This is a genomic window from Arsukibacterium ikkense (assembly GCF_000987775.1).
GTDB classification, from domain to species: domain Bacteria; phylum Pseudomonadota; class Gammaproteobacteria; order Enterobacterales; family Alteromonadaceae; genus Alishewanella; species Alishewanella ikkense.
Genome location: NZ_LAHO01000017.1, coordinates 1 through 21,292 on the forward strand (window position 1 = coordinate 1; position 21,292 = coordinate 21,292).

General features: G+C 49.2%; 20 protein-coding genes, 1 tRNA gene and 1 pseudogene. 13 read left to right on the forward strand and 9 right to left on the reverse strand.

Annotated features, from left to right (window positions below):
- Window positions 1–192: 192 nt before the first annotated feature.
- The 3 genes from WG68_RS15825 (at window position 193) to WG68_RS15835 (ending at window position 3,216) form a co-directional block, all read left to right on the forward strand.
- Window positions 193–744 (forward strand): GbsR/MarR family transcriptional regulator, encoded by a 552-nt coding sequence (locus tag WG68_RS15825; protein ID WP_046558700.1) that lies wholly within the window; start codon window positions 193–195, stop codon window positions 742–744.
- 76 nt (window positions 745–820) lie between these two features.
- The gene (locus WG68_RS15830; RefSeq protein WP_046558701.1) at window positions 821–2,215 is read left to right on the forward strand and encodes a cytochrome ubiquinol oxidase subunit I; all 1,395 of its coding nucleotides are present in this window, start codon (window positions 821–823) and stop codon (window positions 2,213–2,215) included.
- Window positions 2,212–3,216 (forward strand): cytochrome d ubiquinol oxidase subunit II, encoded by a 1,005-nt coding sequence (locus WG68_RS15835; RefSeq protein WP_046558702.1) that lies wholly within the window; start codon window positions 2,212–2,214, stop codon window positions 3,214–3,216. Before WG68_RS15830 ends, WG68_RS15835 begins: the two co-directional genes overlap by 4 nt.
- A 13-nt stretch (window positions 3,217–3,229) precedes the next feature.
- Here WG68_RS15835 and umuC read toward each other — a convergent pair whose 3' ends face one another.
- Both umuC and umuD read right to left on the reverse strand, forming a co-directional pair.
- Window positions 3,230–4,507 carry a translesion error-prone DNA polymerase V subunit UmuC gene (gene umuC, locus WG68_RS15840; RefSeq protein ID WP_046558703.1) on the reverse strand — a complete coding sequence of 426 codons (1,278 nt, stop codon included), beginning with the start codon at window positions 4,505–4,507 and terminating at the stop codon, window positions 3,230–3,232.
- Window positions 4,508–4,530: 23 nt separating this feature from the next.
- On the reverse strand, window positions 4,531–4,962 hold the full coding sequence (umuD, locus tag WG68_RS15845; RefSeq protein ID WP_046558704.1) for a translesion error-prone DNA polymerase V autoproteolytic subunit: 432 nt from the start codon (window positions 4,960–4,962) through the stop codon (window positions 4,531–4,533).
- Window positions 4,963–5,479: 517 nt separating this feature from the next.
- Between umuD and WG68_RS15850 the strand changes: the two genes are divergently transcribed.
- Window positions 5,480–5,812, forward strand: a complete 333-nt coding sequence (locus WG68_RS15850) for a hypothetical protein (protein ID WP_046558705.1) — start codon at window positions 5,480–5,482, stop codon at window positions 5,810–5,812.
- A gap of 89 nt (window positions 5,813–5,901) precedes the next feature.
- Here WG68_RS15850 and WG68_RS19445 read toward each other — a convergent pair whose 3' ends face one another.
- Complete coding sequence (locus tag WG68_RS19445; protein WP_083981930.1) at window positions 5,902–6,123, reverse strand: Arm DNA-binding domain-containing protein; 222 nt, start codon at window positions 6,121–6,123, stop codon at window positions 5,902–5,904.
- Window positions 6,124–6,358: 235 nt separating this feature from the next.
- On the opposite strand from WG68_RS19445, the gene WG68_RS15860 reads away from it, so the two are divergent.
- From WG68_RS15860 to WG68_RS15870, 3 genes are all read left to right on the forward strand, one after another.
- On the forward strand, window positions 6,359–8,098 hold the full coding sequence (locus tag WG68_RS15860) for a hypothetical protein (RefSeq protein WP_046558706.1): 1,740 nt from the start codon (window positions 6,359–6,361) through the stop codon (window positions 8,096–8,098).
- Window positions 8,099–8,172: 74 nt separating this feature from the next.
- A complete protein-coding gene (locus tag WG68_RS15865; RefSeq protein WP_046558707.1) occupies window positions 8,173–8,808 on the forward strand; it encodes a hypothetical protein in 636 nt (211 codons plus the stop codon).
- 12 nt (window positions 8,809–8,820) lie between these two features.
- Window positions 8,821–9,738 (forward strand): PD-(D/E)XK nuclease superfamily protein, encoded by a 918-nt coding sequence (locus WG68_RS15870; protein WP_046558708.1) that lies wholly within the window; start codon window positions 8,821–8,823, stop codon window positions 9,736–9,738.
- 122 nt (window positions 9,739–9,860) lie between these two features.
- Here WG68_RS15870 and WG68_RS19450 read toward each other — a convergent pair.
- The 4 genes and pseudogenes from WG68_RS19450 to WG68_RS15885 form a co-directional block, all read right to left on the reverse strand.
- Window positions 9,861–10,046, reverse strand: a pseudogene (locus tag WG68_RS19450) (transposase); the annotation flags it as partial.
- A gap of 55 nt (window positions 10,047–10,101) precedes the next feature.
- On the reverse strand, window positions 10,102–10,395 hold the full coding sequence (locus tag WG68_RS15875) for a hypothetical protein (RefSeq protein ID WP_046558709.1): 294 nt from the start codon (window positions 10,393–10,395) through the stop codon (window positions 10,102–10,104).
- Window positions 10,392–10,613 carry an addiction module protein gene (locus WG68_RS15880; protein ID WP_046558710.1) on the reverse strand — a complete coding sequence of 74 codons (222 nt, stop codon included), beginning with the start codon at window positions 10,611–10,613 and terminating at the stop codon, window positions 10,392–10,394. The genes WG68_RS15875 and WG68_RS15880 overlap by 4 nt, the downstream gene beginning before the upstream one ends.
- Window positions 10,614–10,704: 91 nt before the next feature.
- A tRNA-Leu gene (locus tag WG68_RS15885) sits at window positions 10,705–10,791 on the reverse strand.
- Between the two features lie 204 nt (window positions 10,792–10,995).
- Between WG68_RS15885 and WG68_RS15890 the strand changes: the two genes are divergently transcribed.
- On the forward strand, window positions 10,996–12,930 hold the full coding sequence (locus WG68_RS15890) for a methyl-accepting chemotaxis protein (RefSeq protein WP_046558711.1): 1,935 nt from the start codon (window positions 10,996–10,998) through the stop codon (window positions 12,928–12,930).
- A gap of 3 nt (window positions 12,931–12,933) precedes the next feature.
- The gene (locus WG68_RS15895) at window positions 12,934–13,656 is read left to right on the forward strand and encodes an outer membrane protein OmpK (protein WP_046558712.1); all 723 of its coding nucleotides are present in this window, start codon (window positions 12,934–12,936) and stop codon (window positions 13,654–13,656) included.
- Between the two features lie 52 nt (window positions 13,657–13,708).
- Here WG68_RS15895 and WG68_RS15900 read toward each other — a convergent pair whose 3' ends face one another.
- Window positions 13,709–15,019, reverse strand: a complete 1,311-nt coding sequence (locus WG68_RS15900; RefSeq protein WP_046558713.1) for a hypothetical protein — start codon at window positions 15,017–15,019, stop codon at window positions 13,709–13,711.
- A 351-nt stretch (window positions 15,020–15,370) separates the two neighbouring features.
- Here WG68_RS15900 and leuA point away from each other — a divergent pair, with 351 nt between their 5' ends.
- Genes leuA through leuD form a run of 4 tightly spaced genes read left to right on the forward strand, consistent with a single transcriptional unit; the run spans window position 15,371 to window position 20,119 of the window.
- A complete protein-coding gene (gene leuA, locus WG68_RS15905; protein WP_046558714.1) occupies window positions 15,371–16,981 on the forward strand; it encodes a 2-isopropylmalate synthase in 1,611 nt (536 codons plus the stop codon).
- Window positions 16,978–18,087, forward strand: coding sequence for a 3-isopropylmalate dehydrogenase (gene leuB / locus WG68_RS15910; protein ID WP_046558715.1), 1,110 nt, complete (start codon window positions 16,978–16,980; stop codon window positions 18,085–18,087). Before leuA ends, leuB begins: the two co-directional genes overlap by 4 nt.
- Window positions 18,087–19,520, forward strand: a complete 1,434-nt coding sequence (leuC, locus tag WG68_RS15915; RefSeq protein ID WP_046558716.1) for a 3-isopropylmalate dehydratase large subunit — start codon at window positions 18,087–18,089, stop codon at window positions 19,518–19,520. Before leuB ends, leuC begins: the two co-directional genes overlap by 1 nt.
- Complete coding sequence (gene leuD / locus WG68_RS15920; protein WP_046558717.1) at window positions 19,517–20,119, forward strand: 3-isopropylmalate dehydratase small subunit; 603 nt, start codon at window positions 19,517–19,519, stop codon at window positions 20,117–20,119. The genes leuC and leuD overlap by 4 nt, the downstream gene beginning before the upstream one ends.
- Window positions 20,120–20,214: 95 nt before the next feature.
- Here leuD and WG68_RS15925 read toward each other — a convergent pair whose 3' ends face one another.
- On the reverse strand, window positions 20,215–21,168 hold the full coding sequence (locus WG68_RS15925) for a hypothetical protein (RefSeq protein ID WP_046558718.1): 954 nt from the start codon (window positions 21,166–21,168) through the stop codon (window positions 20,215–20,217).
- Window positions 21,169–21,292: the final 124 nt, after the last annotated feature.

Genomic DNA, 21,292 nt, shown 5'->3' on the forward strand with positions numbered 1-21,292 from the left:
CGCATAGTGGCCAATACCTTGCTTATTTTCATCAGTTTTGGCAGTTGTCATTAATTACGCTCCGGCAGTGCTGGTTATCCTGACCCTAAGCCTAGCAGCAAATACCCGGCCTTTGACAAAAAGCTTGATCCAGATCAAAGTTCAGCCGTACAATAGTTTCAGAAATTTCTGAAAGTTCAGTAAGGGCTATGTATGCAGATGACACCGATGATTGAGTCTTTTGTTTGTCACTTTGGCGAAATGGGCAGCCGCTGGGGCTTTAACCGCACCGTTGGCCAGATTTACGCCCTGCTGGTGGTAAGCGAGCAGCCAATTTGCGCCAACGACATTGCCGAGTTGCTGGGGATATCCCGCGGTAATGTCAGTATGGGTTTAAAAGAGCTGGGTAGCTGGCAGTTGGTGCAGGTGCAGCATAAAGCCGGCGACCGCAAAGAGTATTACTTTTGCCGCGGTAGTATCTGGGACATGGCCAATAAAGTATTTGAAGAGCGGCGTAAGCGCGAAATGGACCCGACCCTGTCGCTGCTGCGCGACATTATGATGGACGAAGCAGCCAATAACCAAGAAGCCTATGCCCAGAAACGCATTACTGAAATTCACGACCTGCTGGAAAACATTACCGAATGGACCCAAAGCCTGCAGTCGCTGTCGCCGGAAAAGCTGAACACCCTGATGAAGCTCGGCTCAGGCGTTGGCAAGGTACTGGAATTTACCGATAAGTTCCGCCCCAAAAAAGATGCTTAGCCACCAAACGCCGGTTAAAAGGTTAGCCGGCAATGAGCGCCTGCTGGCGCTGTAGTCATGCTGCTGTGAGGTCCGTATGTTAGATACTTTAATCCTGTCGCGTATTCAGTTTGCCGCTAATATCAGTTTTCATATTTTGTTTCCTACTATTACCATCGCCCTTGGCTGGTTGTTGTTTTATTTTAAAGTGCGCTTTGATTTATCGCAGCACCCGGTGTGGATGCGCGCCTATCGCTTCTGGGTAAAGGTATTTGCCCTGACGTTTGCATTGGGTGTAGTAAGCGGCATTACCATGTCGTTTCAGTTTGGTACCAACTGGCCGGGCTTTATGGAAAGCATCGGCAATATTGCCGGCCCGCTGTTAGCCTATGAAATTCTGACCGCCTTTTTCCTCGAAGCCACTATGCTCGGCATTATGCTGTTTGGTTTTCATAAGGTACCGCGCTGGGCCCATACCCTGGCCACCTTTCTGGTGGCACTGGGTACTACCTTCTCTGCGTTCTGGATTTTAGTGTTAAATTCGTGGATGCAAACTCCGGCCGGTTTTGAAATGATCGATGGCGTGGCCCATGCCACTGACTGGCTGGCCATTATTTTCAACCCGTCATTCCCCTATCGCTTTACCCATATGCTGCTGGCCTCAGCGCTAACGGTGTGTTTTCTGGTAGCCGGTATTTCTGCCTACCGCATCTTAAAAGGCGATAACAAAAAAGCACCGAAATTAACCCTGAAAACCGCGCTGCTCAGCGCGGCAATACTGGCGCCTACTCAGGTACTGGTGGGTGATTTCCATGGTTTAAATACGCTGGAACACCAACCACAGAAAATAGCCGCTATGGAAGGGGCTTGGCACACTGAACAAGGTGCGCCGCTGGTGTTATTTGCCATTGTGGATGAACAAACCCGCCAGAACCGCTTTGCTATTGAAATACCCAAGCTGGCCAGCCTGATCTTAACCCATGATAAAGATGGCGAGCTGAAAGGCTTAAATGAATTTGCCGGCGAACATCCGCCGGTGGCTCCGGTGTTTTACAGCTTCCGGCTGATGGTAGGGATTGGCCTGCTGATGCTGCTGATGGCCTGGTGGACGAGCTTCAGCTTACTGCGCAAAAAAGAGCTGGCACCGCTGCAGCTGAAAATATTAATTGGCATGACCTTCTCAGGCTGGGTTGCCACTCTGGCCGGCTGGTATGTTACCGAAATTGGCCGCCAGCCTTATTTAGTGTATGGCGTGCTGAAAACCCGCGATGCGGTAACCACTGTTGCTGCTGAGCATGTCGCCATAACCCTTACCATGTACCTGGTGTTATATCTGGTATTATTAGTGGCTTATATCAAAACCCTGTTCTGGCTGGCCAACCGCGCAGTGGAAGTAGAAGAATATGATTTAACCCGCCCCGGCCTGGCCGAAAACCGCAGCGAGCCCGTTGTAAATAATGAGGCAACAACCCGCACAGGAGCCGCATTATGAGCTTGCTAACCGCAGAGAATTTAGCGCTGATTTTTGCTGGCCTGACGGCGCTGGCCATCCTGCTGTACGCCATTTTAGATGGTTACGATTTAGGTGTCGGCATTACCCTGCCCATGGCGAACGAGCCGTGGCGTGATACTGCCATTGCCTCTATTGGCCCGTTCTGGGATGCCAACGAAACCTGGCTGGTATTAGCCGTTGGCCTGCTACTGGTGGCCTTTCCGGCGGCGCATAGCGCCATTTTGCATGCCTTGTATTTACCAGCAGCTTTGTTGTTGCTGGGGTTAATTCTGCGTGGGGTGGCTTTTGATTTTCGGGCCAAAGTAAAAGCCAACCGCAAAACCCGCTGGGATTACACCTTTAAAGCCGGTTCAATACTGGCTACCTTCAGCCAGGGCTTTATGCTGGGTATTTATGTCATGGGGCTTGAGTACAACACAGGCAGCATTATCTTTGCCTGCTTTAGCGGCCTTTGCGTAACAGCCGCCTATGCGATGATTGGCAACGCCTGGTTAATTGGCAAAACCAGTGGCGCACTGCAGTTGCATGCCATTAAGCAATGTAAAATAGCCGGCGTATTAACGCTTAGCGGCATTCTGGCGGTTAGCGCCATTAACCCGCTGATTAATGCCAATGCCCTGCAGGTATGGACCGAGCCACCACTGGCCTTTGTCTTTGCTGCTATTCCGCTACTGTGCTTTGCCATGTTTGTAATTGGCTACCTGGTGCTAAAACGCCTGCCACTGCCAGCCGACGCCGGTGCCTGGCTACCCTTTGCTATCTGCAATATTATATTTATCTGCAGTTTCCTTGGCCTGGCACTGAGTTTTTACCCTTTCGTGGTACCCAACCAGCTAACGCTGTATCAGGCCGCCAGCTCCAGAGAGTCGCTACTGATTATCTTTTTTGGCGCCGTGGTGGTTATCCCGGTGATCATTGGCTACACCGCCCTGGCGTACTATGCGTTCCGGGGTAAGGCAGATGGTTTGAAGTATTACTAAGTATCGAATAGCGTTACTTTACCAGCGGCAGCTGCTGCCAATCGGTTGTGTAAGCCGGTGACAGCAGCTCGCGTTTCATGCTCCATTCTTGCTTGGTACCCTGGCTGGCAAACCACAGGGTTTTGCCCTGTTTACTGTTGAGGGTATCCATCAGTTGCATCAGTTTTTGGTCAGTTTCTCTCTGCACTATAGGTTCATCAAACAAGCCCGGCTGATATACACCGGGGTCGTAAAAATCGGCCAGCATTACCCCGGCTTTGGCATAGCGGTAGCCGTTTACCCACATGGCATCCAGTAATTGCATGGCTTTGGCCAGAAACACCCGGGTATCGTTACTGGGGGTGTCCAGCTCAATACTTTTGCTGGCGCTATAAGGCGCATCTTTGTCGCTAAACGGGCTGGTGCGCAGAAATACGCTGAGTAACTTTGCCTGTTGCTGCTCTTGCCGTAGTTTCTTGCAGGCACGGCTAATGTATTCGCTGATAGCCTCGCGCATCTGCTGTTTATCGGTTATCCGCTCACCAAAAGCACGGCTGCTGACAATCTGTTTTTTAGTTGCTGCCATTTCTTCCAGCGCAATACAACTTTCACCGTTTAACTCGCGCACCGTGCGCTCTACCACCACCGAAAAATGCTGGCGTATAAACTCCGGCGCGGTATCGGCCAGTTGCAGTGCGGTATCAATACCCAGCTGCTGCAGGCGCTTGGTCAGCTTAGCGCCAATACCCCAAACCTCATTTACTGGCAGCAGCGCCAGCAGCTTACGCTGGCGTACTGTACTGCTTAAATCGACTACACCACCTGTGCGATGCCAGGTTTTAGCGGCATGGTTAGCCAGTTTGGCCAGGGTTTTACTGGGCGCTATACCCACGCAGACGCTAATACCAGTGTATTGCTGCACGGTGCGGCGCACCATTAAACCAAACTCGGTCAGGTTTTGGCTGTACCCCACCCCGGTTAAATCCAGAAAGGCTTCGTCGATGGAATACACTTCTACTCTGGGTGCTAACGCTTCCAGGGTGCTCATCACCCGCTGCGACATATCAGCATACAGGGCATAGTTAGAGGAAAACGCCACAATGCCGTGCTTTTGTAACAATTCGCGCACCTGAAATACCGGTACACCCATTTTAACGCCCAGTTTTTTTGCTTCTTTGGAGCGGGCCACCACACAGCCATCGTTGTTCGACAGCACTACCACCGGGGTATGGGTAAGATCGGGCCGGAACAACTTCTCGCAGCTGGCATAAAAGTTATTGCAGTCTACTAAAGCAAACACAACCGACGTCACAGCGCATTACTCACTTAAGGTAATCACTTGCGCTTCAGTTGCCGGATAACATTGGTAACCACACCAAAAATATTCAGCTCGTCACCTTCGCAAAGCGTAATAGGTTTATAAGCAGGGTTACGCGGTAGCAGCTGCAACAACGGCTGGGTACACAGCTCTTTTACGGTAAACTCACTGCCCACGGCGGCCACCACAACATCGCCATGCTCGGCATTAACCGAGCGGTCAACCACCAGTACATCGCCAGCGTAAATGCCGGCATCTATCATCGAGTCACCCTCTACCCGCACAAAAAAAGTGGCGTTGGGATGACGAATGCATAACTCGTTTAAATCCAGCGTGCGCTCAACATAATCCTGCGCCGGCGAGGGAAACCCAGCCATAACCGGGTCGCTAAAAAGCGGCATATGGCGTCTGGGAAAGTGATCGGCAGAACCAAGAAATACAGCAGACATACGCACCTCATATATGTATGGATATACAGTATATAGGGTTTAGCCGAAATTTCCAGAGACGAAAATGTGTTAGCTTACCATTTGCCTGTGCCACCTTATTTACAGCGGGCACGGCACAACGTTAGGGTAGTCCGCTATTATCTGCCAGGCTCAATCAGGCTGAACAACGTCTTTTTGAGGGTGACAATGCAAACCGAGACGATTACCTATTTGAAACAGCACGCTAATACCCTTACCTGAAACTTTGCTACGAGTATTAAATTTAGCGATCGTACCTTAGATTATTTGTTGCCAATATAGAAATATTACTCTAACTTAATCCCCTCTAAAGCTTGCCCACAATTCATCAGGCTAAATAGTGATTTGCTAACCTGCTGTTTTACTTTATGAAAACTTTATTGCAAACCAGAGGATTGGTACCTGATAAGTTGCTTCAAAGATTAAATCATAAACATGCTTTAGATTAATGTTGGTTTATTAGACAAGAAAAATTAAAGAATAAACAAAGGAGTTTTTAATGAAGAAGGTAGTAGCAATCGTTGTTATGGCAGGGATTATTTCCCTGACGGGTTGTGCTTCATCGAGTCCATGGGATGGAATGCCATACCAAGAAGCAACAGCTTGGCAAGGCATTGGCGTGCAAGCTTTTGACGCCAGAGCATTGCGGAGTAATGGTTTTACTCCCACTGATGCAAAAGAGTGGATTCAAGTTGGAATTAGCTCACCCCAGACAATAATTGAGTGGAATAAAGCAGGCTTTTCTCCACGAAATGCCTCCAAATGGATTGCCAAAAACTTCAGCCTGGACAAAGCGATTGAATACAAAAGCAAGGGTCTGACAGTCGAATAGTGCTAGTCACAATCCGATAAATATTTATCTATAAGTGGCTGTTTATAAAATGGTATTCAGCCACTCTATGCTAAAACTGGTAAACGAACTCATATACCGCTGGCATAGCCCGCATTTTTAGCTTGCTCTTCCCGTGGGTCCTCACCCTGTGCAATCAGCTGTTTATGATGCCGGGCAACTTTACGGGCAGTACTCACATCAATATCCGGAAATCGGCCAATGGCAATACTGCACTTACGACCATGCAGTATGTAGCGCAGCAAGAACCGTTTAGAACCGCTTTTACCTGACAGTAACTTCAGGCCAGATATTTCGGTATCGTTTTAACATGCGTCCTCCATCAATAATTAATTCAGGGAGTTAATATATGTTTGGAGGTCGCATGTTTACGGCATACATTTATGCTTTATTGGCCTTATCTCTGAGATGGCGAATTACCGCAAGGTAGCCGTAGTACCTAAAATTGAATATATCTTATATGATTGCCCTTGCAATCTCGGGTTTAATATTTTTTAATCTGAATAAATATTTGGGGAAGTGCTTAATATGATTCGTTTTATTTTTGCTTTTATTATTTATTCCACCACAGCAATTGCGAACGATACTACTGAATATCTTCCCGTCCCGAAGGAATGCAAGCCAGTTTCACGCATCGTGCAAGGTCAATTTTTCGAGACTAATTCTATTCCTGATTGTGTTAAAGAAGGTCGATGCACTGAAAAGCAAGCAGGTTCGCTCGCGATATTTATACATAGTGCTGCTTCAGATTTTCCACGCTTATTTAACGAGTTGAGGTTGAGGTTCGATTCATCCGCTTATTGGCGTGAAAAAGTGTGTGAAGAAATGAATGGACTTAAAACTGTCATTATTAATTCGTTTCGTTCAATAATAAACGAAAAAGATCTGTCAGTTGAAGCGGGGAAATTGATCGAAGTTAGCGCCCAAGCTGTCTTGGACCTTTATGCTCATGAATTTGAGTTCAACAAAAAATGGGATGAAGCTTCGCTTAGCAAGCGCAAACGACTGGGTTTTCCTGCACCTGCAATAGATCCTGCATTAGAAAAATTATGGCTTGAAAATCGTACTGCAGCGATTGCTTTTGACGAGCGTGTTATTAAAGAAGCTCAAAGGATGGAGTTGCAGCGTCTTGCTGAAGCAAAGGCTGCCAAAGAGAAAGAGGCTAGCAGGAAATTAGCCGAGAAGAATCGTAAGGAAGATGCCTTAAAGTTAGCGGAGCTTCAACGCACGTCTTTACTAAAAAAGTTTGATGATAACTACAACTCACTTTTTCAGGTCGAGGGCATTGTCCCTTTTTTGATAAATTCTACCGGAGTGAATCAAAAAAAGTATTCAGATGCCAATTTACATGACCTATTGATGATGGCAATGAAAGCGTGGAGTTCGTCACTAAAGGATTCTTTGCCAGAGCCATATAAAGCCACCCCGAAGGATGAATTTGAAACAAGTCTAGCCTATGAAAAGCGAATTGCTAACGAACGTGCAGCTTACGAAGATAAAGTACTTGTAGATACAAAAAACATAAATCGGATAAGCCTTCTCAAGGAGGCATTAGAATCATATTTAGGCAAAATTAAAATCGATAATCTACGGTACGATGCCGACCATGAGACTTTCAATGCCGCTGTTATTAGCGGTTCGGGAGCTTTAATAACTGAGGCAACATTGAGCGTTCCATTATCTGAGGCGAAAGCTGTTAAGGAACAGCTAGCAAAAGCTTCCCTTGCGATGCGGGGCCAACTATCTGGTATTGATGATAACCACTTAGTTATTGATATGCCTGTTTTAGCATACCGTAATGAAAAAGAGCCCGCGCAGTCTTTTATGTTTGTACTAGACGCTAAAAAAATCTCAATTGATGTTTCTGATACGGCTATTAAAGCTTGGGAGCATGAATTTAACGCAAAAGTTGAAGCTAGACGTAAGCAAAAAGAAGCTACTGAATTAGCAGAACGCAAGCGCACGGCTGTTTCATACCCCTATACTGCGAGGTTCCGTTGCAGTCTGGGTGCTCTAAGACTCTGTCTTGGTGCGTCGGGAGAGATCCGATACATGGTCGATAATAGGCAAGCAACCCTCAACGCTTCAAGCCTGGGTATGGAAAACGAAGTGGAAGTATTACTCTCACCTCGTTTCGAAATTTTTGCTACAAATGGTAATGGCAGAATGCGCACTCTTTCTGTAACCGTTGAGGACACAGTATCTCTTAAGACAATGATGTATCAAGAAACAAGTCAGGCATTTGGTGTCATTAAGATTAGTGACTAGAAGACCCTGAGGGCTGGAAAGGTCTTAATGCTTTACCAGCCCAAAAACTTACCAATATTGTAATAGGTGTTACATTGCCATTAAAAAACCGTGTTGACCCTTATGGGCGGCTGCTAGCGGTATCTGCCCGGGGTAATTTCCTTGGTAACCGTGGCATTTTGCATAACAACAACAAAGAAATTGTTTCGCAGTACAAGCATAAAGCCTGGGTTACTTGTGCGTTATCGTTCAAGGGTATCAAACGGGAAATATTTAGCCCCAACCAATACTCCGAGCTGTTCTTCTTAGATGAAGCCACTGCATTCTCAGCTGGTCACAGGCCATGCGCACATTGCCGGAAAGCTCGATATAACGAATTTAAAGCAGCCTGGATTGCGGCAAATACTGAAACAGCTGATAGCAAATTGTCGGTGCAGCAGATAGATAACGTATTGCATAAAGAACGGGTAGCTAAAGGCGCACAAAAGGTCACTTACACTGATCGATTATCTAATTTGCCAGATGGTACTTTTGTTGAGATTGACCGCAACCCTTATCTGTTATGGAACAACACGCTTTGCCAGTGGTCGCCAGATGGTTATACCAGCGCTTACTGTAATAGTTTAGCTATAGATGATGTTGTCGTGCTGACACCTCGTTCAATTGTTACAATGTATGCTCAGGGATTGGTGCCGCAAGTTGATCTATCGGCAGATACTCAGGAAGGATAAAAGAGCTCAACTATGGATCAACTCAATATCTATTCCAATATTACAGAACGTGATGTGGATTTACTTATACTGGAAGAGCTGCTGGTCTCAGCGTGCTTTTCCAACTGGTTTACATCAGAGGTGTTTGGTCAGGAGTGTGCCGTAAATACTGTAGGGGCCTGGCATTCAGTTTCCGATCCATTGCTAGGCGAATCTGATCTGGTATTCAAGTTCACACGCAACACTGGCATTCAGGAAGCCATCCTGATCGAAAATAAAATTGATGCCGGAGCTCAGAGCGAACAAGGGGCACGTTACCAGCAGCGAGGCGACAAAGGGCTGCACAAAGGCGAATGGTCGAATTTTAAAACCTGCTTGCTTGCCCCCCAGCGTTACCTTGAGCGAAATACAGAGCTATATGACCATGAGATATCATACGAACAAGTCATAAATTTCTTTCAAACCCAATCCGATATGCGCAGTACATATCGGGCTTCATTTCTAATTGAGGCCGTTGAGAAAAATCGCAGAGGTTACCAGTCAGTTGTCTGCGATAGCATGACAGCATTCGCCGCATCCTACTTAAACTACGCGAACATTAATTATCCGCAGCTGAAACCTGAAATGATCAAACCACGAGCCGCAGGACACGACTGGATTCATTTTTATCCACTGGCTAATCAACGAGACACCGTTATTGTCCACCAGATTAGAGGCCAAATGATAAAGGTAATGTACCGCGGACAAGTAAACCGTTTTGATGAAATCAGCTCACAATTCAGTGATTTTTCAAATCATCCGCTGATGATCAAACGCTCTGGCAAATCAGTCACAGTTGCAACAAAGGCCCCCTATATTGACCTTGCCAATAAGGATTTTAATGATGTTATTGAACAAGTACGACAAACTTTGGAAATTGCTGCAGCGTTAAATGCCAAACTAAGTTTGTGAGCATTGCGCTGGCCAGAGAACCCCGGCCTTTATCTGGCCACTGAAAAAAAAGTGTGGCACTTGGGCCAGTTTTATTGGGATCAATAGGGTCAGTGTCTGAGGGATCCCCACGAAATTTTCACTCATATAATGCTGTAACTCGTGGTATCGAGTAATATGAGTGTCAGGGATGCGAAGTTGGCTAACAGCAGTAAAATACTGAGTCGATTAAGCTTTGTTGTGTAATTTTGCTCAAATCCCAAGCCAAACTGGGTACTCTTCATATCTCTGAAAATTTCTTCTATTTGCATGCGCTGGCGGTAAATCGCGACAAATTGAAAAGCAGCTGCCGATCAGGATAATCAGTTGATAGCGTCATTGCGACTATTTGAGCCTCTGATAAATTTGCCTTGGGTTAACACGCATATCTAAAACACGCCACACCACGATCAAGTCAGGCTCAGGCATTTTGTAATAAACAGCATAAGGAAAACGATGTGCCAGCATGCGAAAGTAACCAAAGCACTTTTGGTGTATGCCCGCAAAAAGGGTTAGTGAGTCAATGTCGCTGAATAGCGAATCGAGAAAGTAATTACCTAAATGTTCTCCCTGCTGCTGGTAAAATGATTGGCCGTTTGCCAGATCGTTTAGCGCAGCATAGAGAACCTTTATTTTCATCTGAATTTATCACGTAAGCTTTGTTTTGCCAGTTCCCAGTCGTGGGTAACTTCATCGCCTTCTCTGACAGCAAGTTCTGTTTCCTGCAGCGCTTGTTGATGCCAGTCAGGTGATGCAAGTGCACTACCGGGGTTCGCGGTAAGCTCTTGCCATAATGTTTCCATTACCTGCAATTTCTCGGCGGTAGACAACTGCTTTATTTGTTCAACGGTGATCATAAAAATTCAGTGTGGTGTTAAAACTGATATTAGCTTAGCAACAGCGGCTAGATAACTCAAACAAGGGAAACTTAGGGAAGAGTGAACTAAATGGTGCCCGGGGCCGGACTTGAACCGGCACGCCCTTTCGAGCGAGGGATTTTAAATCCCTTGTGTCTACCGATTTCACCACCCGGGCAGAGTTGCGTTGTACTGAAAAGTACTGGCAGAACGGCGCGCATCATAATGAACGCTGCCAGCTTATGCAAGTAATTTTCTGCAACCGGTAAATATTAACCTGAACACCCCCTTTTTGTTACTTATTTTTCAAGGCGTTATTGAATACTGCTGCTAGGATTAATTAACAACCCCATGCATTGATAAAAGTCATGCCGGAGCAGCTATGCAACAATTAAAATTACGCACTGTATTTATTGCCTTTGTCACCTTGGCGCTGGCGCTGCTAACGGTGATTTCCACCCTGATTAACATTAACCAGTTTTCTGGTTTGTATTACGGCCAGACCGAACAGGAATATTTGCCTAATACGGTGGGCCGGATTGGCGAGCAGGTGCGCTCGGAGCTGATGCACCCTATTACGTTATCGGAAGCACTGGCAGCCAACAGCCTGCTGCATAACTGGATGCGTGATGGCGAAACCAGTGCCGCCAACCATAGCCGGGTATTGCAGTTTTTTAAACAACAACAAGTTGATGCCGGTGCCTCCACCCTGTTCTGGGTATCAGATTACAGCAAAAACTATTACACCGAAGCGGGGGTATTTAAAACCATTTCAGCCAGTGAACCACGCGACAGCTGGTTTTTTACCTTTTTAAACAGCCAGACCAGCCGCGAGCTGGCGATTGATGCCGATGAGCGCACTGGCAAGCTTACGCTGTTTGTGAATGTGGCGGTAAAGGTTGACAATAAACGGGCGGCGGTGGCAGGCCTTGGCTACGACGTATCGGCGATTGCCAGCTTGGTGTCGGGTTATACGCTGGGCAATAACGGCTTTTTATTTCTGGTTGACGGCAACGGCATGATTACCGTGCATCGCGATTTGGCACTGGCCCGCCAAAGCATTAACCAGGTAGCGCAGTATCAGAGCATTGCACCGCTGGTACAACAGCACCGCACCGGCTTTAGCCTGAGCAAAGCTACGCTGAATAAGCAGGATGTTTACATTGGGGTGCAGGATGTTCGTGATACCGGCCTGAAACTGGTGGCGGTGCTACCGGCCGAAGAAATCAGCGGTGCGATTAACAGTGTGATTTCGTTTTCAGTTATCGCCAGTATTATCCTCACCGCCATTTGTATTGGCTTAACGGTGATTTTTGCCAACTCGCTGAGTAAGTCTATTCAGCAGGTGGGTGACAACCTGCTGCAGATGTCAGGTGATGGTGGCGATTTAACCAAGCGGCTGGATGACAGCCATAGCAACGAGCTGGGCCATTTAGCCAAAGGCTTTAATGCCATTATTGGTAAAATCCGCCAGCTGGTGGCCGAAATTCAAAGCACCGAAACGGCGATAAAAACCGGTATTGAACAGCTGGCGCAACTGGCGAATGACACCTTTAGCTCTACCGAGCAGCAACGCGCCCAAACCGATCAGGTAGCCACCGCCATTACTGAAATGGGCCAGACCATTGCCGAAGTGTCGGGTATTGCCCATCGCACCGCCCAGGATACTGAAGCGGCAGTGCACGATACCCACAGCACCAACGACAACATGGCCCTTACCTCGCGCACCATGCAGCAGCTGAATACGGTAATGGCCGATATCGAAAAAACCATTGTCGATTTTGCCGATCAGGCGGCGGCCATTAACTCAGTAGTGGAAGTGATTAACGCTATTTCCGAACAAACTAACCTGCTGGCCCTGAACGCGGCTATTGAAGCCGCCCGCGCCGGCGAACAGGGCCGGGGCTTTGCGGTGGTAGCCGATGAAGTGCGCAACCTGGCCAAGCGCACCCAGGAATCAACATTGGAAATCCGCGAGCAAATTAACCAGTTACAGCATACGGCAAAGCAATCCACCAGCGCCATTCAGCAAGGCACCGCCAGCAGCAAACAGGTGGCAGAAAATACCGAGCAGTCAGCCTCCTCGCTGATGGCCATTAAACAGAAATTTGAAGCGATCAGTGCCGGCAACCATCAGGTTGCAGCCGCCACCGAAGAGCAAGGTGCGGTAGTCGAGCATATTAACCAGTCAGCCCATTTAATTTCAGACAGTGCCGCCAGCATTCACCACAATGCCGAGCAACAACTGCAAGCGATTAGCTTACTGCAACAGCGGGCAGAGCAACTGCGCGCCCTGGTCACTCAATTTAAGGTGTAAGCCATGAAAACATTAACCGCAACCGGATTATTGCTACTGGCCAGCACCTCACTGCAGGCCGAAGTGCACTGGCAGGACTTCAGCGTCAGTTATTTAAAAGGCAGCCATTACCGGGTGGATGGCCCCGCCAAACAGATCATCACCTTTGAACATGTAGCTGGTGCCAGCTGGGGCGACAGCTTTTTCTTTCTGGACCACCTGCGCGGCAACAATGGCAGCCGCAGCAACTATGCTGAATGGTCGCCCAGGCTTAGTTTTGGCAAGCTTAGCGGTAAAGATCTGCAATTTGGCCTAATTAACGATGTGTTATTTACCACAACGGTAGAAATGTCGACGCTGCAAACCAATTTTTTATACGGGGTGGCCACCGATTTAACCGTGCCGGGCTTTAACTACCTGAAGCTGAATTTTTACCGGCGCAACAACGATGGCGTGGCCGATAACTGGCAGCTAACCACCACCTGGGCAATACCGGTCAGCCTGGGTCAGCAACAATTTCTGCTGGATGGCTTTATTGACTGGAGCAGCGCCAGCGCCGAGCAAAGCGCCAGCTTTAATGCCACCTCGCAGCTGAAATGGGCACTGCACCCTTTGCTGGGGCTGCAAAACAAGCTGTATCTGGGCGTGGAATATGTGTACTGGCGCAATAAATACGGTATTGCTGACAGCCCGCAGTTTCGAACCCATGAGTCGAATATCAACTTACTGGTTAAAGCGCACTTTTAGCAGTATTTACGCGACGGCCTGTTAAGGCAGACCGTCGCATCACTTACCGGGTTTACCAGGCTATTGAGGTGGGCACCCTGGGCGATGATAACAGCTGAATAAAGCGGGCCCAGCGCTCGTCATGGTCATCAGTCTGTTCAATATACTGTTTTACCAAATCTTTGCCCCAGTTGTAGTTAATCACATAGGCGCCGTAGCTGTCGAAAAAGCGCAGCCGCTGCCGGGCTTCGGCTTCACTGTTCAGGCTGTATTGTTGCAACAACACCACAGCCTGTTCGCTGTCGATATCGCCGTTCAGGTATTGGCGGGCGATTTCATTGCCAACATAGCTTAAGCGGGCCAGCAGCTTTAACAATGCGGCATAGTCAGCCGCCATGGCGGGGTCGAGCCCGGCCAGCGGGTAAAGCACATCACGTTCAAATTCCAGTTTTTGCTCGCCCGGAAACGCCAGCTCAATGCCGTAATTGGCTGTACCTTCGGCAATTAACGATTGCGGGCTGTACAGCGCATACACACTGAATTCCTGCCAGCCCAGTTCCTGCACCAGCTTCTGCTCCAGCAGCGCATTGTAGGTATGGTGGCCAGGGTAGCCCTCGTGGCAGCCTAAATCGACCGCGCGGGAAATATCAATCGGCCGTTCGCTGTTGATCTGAATTAAGCTGTACGCGTTACCCTTGTACCAGTTGTAACCACTCCAGGGTTTATCCTGCACATATTCCAGACTGAAATCTTCGCTCTCAGGCAAACTGATATAGGCTGCAGTGCGCTGCTTGCATTCACTGATCGCCCGTTGAAACACCGCATCCAGCTTGTCGGGGGGAATAACAAAGTTTTTGCGATATGCCACTACCCGCTCGGTTAAATTGCCCTCGCCCGGCACCAGTGCATCTATGCCGGCTAACACTTCATCAAAATGCGCCAGGCTATATTGGGGGGGCGCAGTGTCGTATAGCGCCTGAGCCTGGTCTTCAAAGCTGGCTTTAGCACCACGGCTTAAATTATCAGCATGAAAGGCCAGCGCAAGCAGTTGCTTATCCAGATAATGCAGCCGCAGCTTATTGATATCCTCTGCCATCGCTGGCTGGGTAGCAATTTCTGCCCGCAGACTTTTCGCCTGTTTGGCAATCTCGGCGGTACTCAGGCCAAGGGCGACGGCGTCTTCACGCAGCTTGGCAGGGCCATAATAAGCATCCACATAGTTGCTGTCATGCTCGCCCAGTGCCAACACCAGCTGTATATACTGCCGGCCCACATTATCGGCATTGACGGTAGCGGCAACCATTGGCTCGGGTGCCTTGCCACAAGCGGTTGTCAGCGCCAGCGTGGCAGTGAGTATTAGCGGTTTAAACAGGCGGTATCGCATTGGCAGCATCCTTGGTTTATCAGTTATTGTGCTGCCAGCCTAAACCTTCGGCTAGCCCGCAGCAACTTTTTAAACATTTAGCCATCTATACTGTTGCAGTTAAAAAATAACCATGTTATTACTATTAGCGTCTTGCTAAAAGTAACCAATACGAGCAATTAATGAATTTACAACGTCACGTTTCTATTATCAGCCTCCTCGTGCTCCTCACCGGCGCGCGGGGTGTCGCTTATTGGTAAAAACGTAACGAACCGATAACGAAAAACCCCGTGCCACTGGCCGGGGTTTTTCGCATTTAAGCCCCCGCCACAGGTTGCCACCGACACCGATTAACGGAACAGGAACCAGAAGATGAGCGGCGATAATAAAATTTGGATCTTTGACACCACCTTACGCGATGGCGAGCAGGCCTTGCGGGCCAGCTTAAGCCAGAAGCAGAAAATTCAGCTGGCGCATGCCATTGCCCGCTTAAAAGTGGATGTAATGGAAGTGGGCTTCCCGGTATCCAGCCCGGGTGATTTCGACTCGGTACAGCGCATTGCCCGCGAAGTAAAAGGCCCGGTGATCTGTGGCCTGGCCCGCGCGGTTGCCGCCGATATTGAAGCCTGTGGTGAAGCCTTGAAAGACGCAGAGCGCCGGCGTATTCATACCTTTATTGCTACTTCGCCGCTGCATTTGCAGTATAAATTGCGCAAAACCCTGGCGCAGGCTTCTGAGCAAGCCGTGGCCGCCATTAAACTGGCCAGCCGCTATACCGACGATATTGAATTCTCCTGTGAAGATGCCGGTCGTACGCCAATAGATGATTTATGCTGGATAATCGAGCGGGCCATTAATGCCGGTGCCACCACCATTAATATTCCTGATACTGTCGGCTATACCATTCCCAACGAGTTTGCGGCCATTATCAGTACCTTGCGCAATAAAGTGCCCAATATCGACAAAGCCCGTTTAAGCGTGCACTGCCATAATGATTTAGGCTTAGCGGTGGCTAACAGCATCAGTGCCATTCAGGCCGGCGCCCGGCAAATTGAATGCACCGTTAACGGCATTGGCGAGCGTGCCGGTAACTGTTCGCTGGAAGAAGTGGCGATGATTATCAATACCCGCAAAGATATTTTTGCGCCGCTGTATACCGACATTAAAACCACCGAGATTTACCGCAGCTCGCATTTGGTTAGCCAGATCTGCAATATGCCCATTCAGCCAAACAAAGCCATTGTCGGTGAAAACGCTTTTGCCCACAGCTCCGGCATTCATCAGGATGGCGTGTTAAAAGCGCAAAACACCTATGAGATTATGGCGCCAGAGCAAGTGGGCATTCGCCAGAACGAGCTGAATTTAACCTCACGCTCGGGCCGGCATGTTATTCAGCACCGGTTAGCCGAACTAGGCTACACCAAAGACGATTACGATTTAGAAGCGGTTTACAAAAGCTTTGTGGCGCTGGCCGATCAAAAAGGCCGGGTGTTTGATTACGATTTAGAAGCGCTGGTGTTTTTTGAAAACATGCAGGAGCAAAACGACTACTACGCGCTGGAGTTTTTAAGCTCATCTACCCATACCGGCCATATTGCCAGTGCCACCGTTGGCTTACGCTGCGGCGACCAGCTGTTTACCGAGGCCGCTACCGGCAACGGCCCGGTTGAGGCGGCCTTTAGTGCCATTGCCCGCATTAGTAAGCTGCAAATTAAGATGGTCGATTTTAACTTGCAGGCCAAAGGCAGCGGCGAAGACGCGCTGGGCCAGGTTGATATTATTGCCGAGCACGAGGGCCGGCGTTTTCATGGTGCCGGTTTGGCCACCGACATTGTGCGCAGCTCGGTACTGGCTTATGTGCACGTGCTGAATATGATCCAGCGCGCCCAAACCATTGACGCCCATAAACATGCCCAGAAGCATACGCGTGAACATGCACGCGAAAAGAACACATTAAAAATTGCAGCAGGTGATCAGCAATGAGTAAACACTACAACATAGCCGTTTTGGCCGGCGATGGGATAGGCCCGGAAGTGATGGCTGAAGCCGAAAAAGTCTTAGCCGTGGTGGCCGATAAATTCCAGTTTGGTTTAACCCTTACCCCGGCGTTAGTCGGCGGCGCCGCCATTGACGCAACGGGCGAGCCGTTACCGGCTGCCACGCTGGAGCTGTGCAAAAACAGCGACGCCATCTTATTTGGCTCAGTAGGCGGGCCAAAATGGACCGGCTTAGCACCGGATAAACAGCCTGAGCGCGGTTCCTTATTGCCACTTAGGAAAACCTTCGATTTATTCTGCAATTTACGCCCCGGCCAGATTTACCCGGCCTTTGCTGATTTATCGCCGCTGCACCCGCGGGTCAGCAGCCTGGGCATGGATGTACTGTGCGTGCGCGAACTGACCGGCGGCATTTATTTTGGCGAAAAAGGCCGCACTGCCACTGATGCTTTTGACACCCAGCGCTATAGCGTGGCGGAAATTGAGCGCATAGCCAAAGTAGCCTTTGCAGCAGCCACCAAGCGCAGTAATAAAGTCACCTCTATCGACAAAGCCAATGTGCTGCAAACCAGTATTTTATGGCGCGAAACAGTAGAACGGGTGGCCAAAGACTACCCCGGCGTGACGCTGGAGCATATGTATATTGATAACGCCGCTATGCAGCTTATTCGCAGCCCGCAGCAGTTTGATGTATTGCTGTGCGACAACCTGTTTGGCGATATTTTATCGGATGAAATCGCCGCCATTGCCGGTAGCTTAGGCTTGTTGCCTTCAGCCAGCTTAAATAGCAGCGGTTTTGGTTTATACGAGCCGGCCGGTGGCAGTGCGCCGGACATTGCAGGTAAAGGCATTGCCAACCCTATAGCACAGATCCTAAGCGCAGCGCTGATGCTGCGTTACAGCTTTGGCGAAGAAGCCGCGGCACAGGCCATTGAGCAGGCGGTGCAGCACTGTTTAGAGCAGCATATCGTCACCCGCGACATTAACCCCCAATCAACGTATGGCACGGCTGCGGTTGGTGCTGCCATTGTTGCCACCTTACACCAACCAGTACAGCGCCAGCCAGCGCATAGCCAGAAGGGAGCACACTAATGGCGCATGATTTCTCAGCAAAAACCCTTTATCAGAAGATTTACGCCAGCCATGTGGTAGGCAAGTTAAACCCCAGTACCGATTTATTGTACGTTGACCGCCATTTAATTCATGAGGTCACCTCGCCGCAGGCCTTTTCCGGTTTAAAACTGGCTAATCGCGCCGTGCGCCGGCCCGATCTCACCTTCGCTACCATGGACCATAATGTGTCGACCCAGCGGCGCAGCATGGACGCCGCCGGTGAAACCTCACGCAAACAGTTAGAAGCGTTAGCCGCCAACTGTGACGAAAACCAGATCCCATTACTGGATTTAACCCACCCCGATCAGGGCATAGTGCATGTCATTGGCCCCGAGCAGGGCCTGACTCAGCCGGGGATGATTATTGTCTGTGGTGACTCCCATACCTCTACCCACGGTGCCTTTGGCGCGCTGGCCTTTGGCATTGGTACCTCAGAAGTAGAGCATGTGCTGGCCACCCAAACCCTGCCACAGCAGCAAGCGAAAACCTTAAAAGTTGAAATTAATGGCGAATTAAGCGCTCATGTTACGCCAAAAGACCTGATTATGGCGGTAATTGGTAAATTAGGCACCGCCGGCGGCAATGGCTTTGTTGCTGAGTTTGCTGGCAGTGCCATTACGGCGATGAGCATGGAAGGCCGCATGACCCTGTGCAATATGAGCATAGAAATGGGTGCCAAGGCCGGCCTTATTGCCCCGGATGAAACCACCTTTGCTTACCTTAAAGGCAAGGCCCATGCGCCGGGCGCGGCACACTGGGATGCCGCCGTTAAGTACTGGCAAAGCCTGTATTCTGACCCTGCTGCCGTGTTTGATCACACCGTAGTCGTCGATGCTGCCAGCATTGCCCCGCAAATAACCTGGGGCACCAACCCAGAGCAGGTAATGGCGGTTGACCAAAGCGTGCCGGCACCCGATAGTTTTACGGATGCCACCAAACGCGATGCCGCCGAACGCGCTTTGGCTTATATGGGGCTGCAGCCGGGCCAGAAGCTGACCGATTGCCAGGTGGATGTGGTATTTATTGGCAGTTGCACCAATAGCCGGATTGAAGACTTACGCGCCGCCGCCAGTGTGGTGCAGGGTAAAAAAGTGGCTAACGGCGTGCGGGCATTAGTGGTACCGGGCTCGGGCATGGTAAAACGCCAGGCCGAAGCCGAAGGCCTGGCCGCTATTTTTAAAGATGCCGGCTTTGAATGGCGCGAGCCAGGCTGCAGTATGTGCCTGGGCATGAACGACGACCGGGTAGCAGCCGGAGAGCGCTGTGCTTCAACCAGCAACCGTAACTTTGAAGGGCGGCAAGGCCGTGGCGCCCGCACCCATTTGGTTAGCCCTGCCATGGCAGCGGCAGCCGCTATTGCCGGTAAGTTTGTTAATATCGCCGCTGTGCATACACAAGGAGAACAGCCATGAGTAAGATTTTTGCCAAGGGCCTGGTATGCCCGCTGGATAAAAACAATGTCGATACCGACCAAATCATCCCGAAGCAGTTTTTAACCAGTGTCAGCCGCGACGGTTTTGCCGAGGCGATGTTTTTTGACTGGCGCTATTTGGCCGATGGCAGCCCTAATCCGGATTTTGTGGTTAATAAACCCGAGTATAAAGGGGCCAGTATTTTACTGACCCGCGCCAACTTTGGCTGTGGCTCCAGCCGCGAGCATGCGCCCTGGGCCATTTTGCAATATGGTTTTAAGGTGATTATTGCCGAGAGCTTTGCCGATATTTTCTTTAATAACAGCGTTAACAACGGCATGTTATTAATTCAGTTGAGTAAAACCAATATCGACTTGCTGTTTAACCGCTGCACCCAGGGGCCACAGCAGTGGCAAATCGACTTAGCCAGCCAGGAAATTATGTTTGGCAACAATGCGGCGCTGGGCTTTAGTATCGACGCCGATATTAAACAACGGCTGTTGTCCGGCCTGGATTTTATTGGCAGCAGCGAGCAGCTGAACCCGCAAATTGCCGACTACGAGCAAAGCCGCAAAGCCAGCCAGCCCTGGCTGGGATAGTGAAGCAAATAACACCTTTAACCATAAACCGGCAAACAAAACTAAAAAAGGCAGCTTAGCTGCCTTTTTTCTGTCTGAAACTGACTTGGTCTGAGTTAGTTGGCAACCATTTTTAGGTTAGCAAACTTAATCATTTGCTCAGGGGTTTGCAGTTCAGCCATTAATTCACCTGATTGCACAGCTTCAAAGCTCAGTGGCTCGGCAAAGTTAACACTCACAGTCAGCTTTTCAGGCTGATTAATGAACGTGGTCAGGCTTTCTTTCATGGCCAGCGGCAGGTTTTCATCAGCAGTGATCGCCATCAATGCCATACCCTGCAACGCCTCCAGCGGTGGCATTTGGCCCTGGGCACTGCCCATTGCAACCAGACGCTCAATAAAGCCGTTGTTAGTAATAACCAGCTCGCCGTTTTTCAGGGCGCCTTTAACTAAATGCTCTACCACGTCGGCCATGTAGCTGTCTGACATGCTCAGTTGCTGCTGTTCTTCCGGCGTTTTTTCACTCATGTCGCGAGCAAAGGCCCACAGCTCCTGCATTTTTGCAAAAGAGAAGTTGTAAGACAGGCTAAACTCGTCATTAATCCGGGTATCCTGACTGAAATACAGCTCACCGGTAGCCGGGGTATATTGGTAACGGTAATCGGCGTGCAATACCACACCCTGCACAAAAGCGCTCATATCCGGTGGTAGCATCGCCAGCATCGGTTGCGCCATTTTGGCGCCAACCAGCTGCGCACTGCCTTTATCAGACAAACCCTGCGGTTTTAAACCTACCGCGGTCACCTTATCAATTGTCGCCACCTGGCCCATGCCAGCAACGCTGATATCAATGCCTGACACACTGTAGCTGGACGATAACACATTGGCTGATACATCCTGATAGCCAATGCTAATTGCTGGCATAAGACCGGTAGCCGCCATTTCTGCATAAGACTGATTTGCCAGTTCAATTTGTTTTTTAATGGCATTTTCAGCTTGCGAATTGGCATAATAAAAGCCCGCAGCAGCGGCAACCACTAAAATACCGGCACCAACAACTAATTTATTCATAGTAATCCTTTATTCACTATTATTTATAAAACGTATTATTTACAAAAGCGTGAAATCGTAGCACAACAGCCGGGTTGCCGAAAAGACAGTATTGCAACTATTTTAGCTATCAGCGGCAAAGCAT

Bases quoted from the DNA above. Each gene is read 5' to 3' on its own strand.
- WG68_RS15880 (WP_046558710.1), bottom strand. From the start codon at position 10,613: ATGATCACCGTTGAACAAATAAAGCAGTTGTCTACCGCCGAGAAATTG.
- WG68_RS15825 (WP_046558700.1), top strand. From the start codon at position 193: ATGCAGATGACACCGATGATTGAGTCTTTTGTTTGTCACTTTGGCGAA.
- WG68_RS15870 (WP_046558708.1), top strand. From the start codon at position 8,821: ATGGATCAACTCAATATCTATTCCAATATTACAGAACGTGATGTGGAT.
- WG68_RS15900 (WP_046558713.1), bottom strand. From the start codon at position 15,019: ATGCGATACCGCCTGTTTAAACCGCTAATACTCACTGCCACGCTGGCG.
- WG68_RS15875 (WP_046558709.1), bottom strand. From the start codon at position 10,395: ATGAAAATAAAGGTTCTCTATGCTGCGCTAAACGATCTGGCAAACGGC.
- WG68_RS15925 (WP_046558718.1), bottom strand. From the start codon at position 21,168: ATGAATAAATTAGTTGTTGGTGCCGGTATTTTAGTGGTTGCCGCTGCT.
- WG68_RS15860 (WP_046558706.1), top strand. From the start codon at position 6,359: ATGATTCGTTTTATTTTTGCTTTTATTATTTATTCCACCACAGCAATT.
- umuD (WP_046558704.1), bottom strand. From the start codon at position 4,962: ATGTCTGCTGTATTTCTTGGTTCTGCCGATCACTTTCCCAGACGCCAT.
- WG68_RS15835 (WP_046558702.1), top strand. From the start codon at position 2,212: ATGAGCTTGCTAACCGCAGAGAATTTAGCGCTGATTTTTGCTGGCCTG.
- WG68_RS15830 (WP_046558701.1), top strand. From the start codon at position 821: ATGTTAGATACTTTAATCCTGTCGCGTATTCAGTTTGCCGCTAATATC.
- WG68_RS15850 (WP_046558705.1), top strand. From the start codon at position 5,480: ATGAAGAAGGTAGTAGCAATCGTTGTTATGGCAGGGATTATTTCCCTG.
- leuA (WP_046558714.1), top strand. From the start codon at position 15,371: ATGAGCGGCGATAATAAAATTTGGATCTTTGACACCACCTTACGCGAT.
- WG68_RS15895 (WP_046558712.1), top strand. From the start codon at position 12,934: ATGAAAACATTAACCGCAACCGGATTATTGCTACTGGCCAGCACCTCA.
- leuC (WP_046558716.1), top strand. From the start codon at position 18,087: ATGGCGCATGATTTCTCAGCAAAAACCCTTTATCAGAAGATTTACGCC.
- WG68_RS15890 (WP_046558711.1), top strand. From the start codon at position 10,996: ATGCAACAATTAAAATTACGCACTGTATTTATTGCCTTTGTCACCTTG.
- leuB (WP_046558715.1), top strand. From the start codon at position 16,978: ATGAGTAAACACTACAACATAGCCGTTTTGGCCGGCGATGGGATAGGC.
- leuD (WP_046558717.1), top strand. From the start codon at position 19,517: ATGAGTAAGATTTTTGCCAAGGGCCTGGTATGCCCGCTGGATAAAAAC.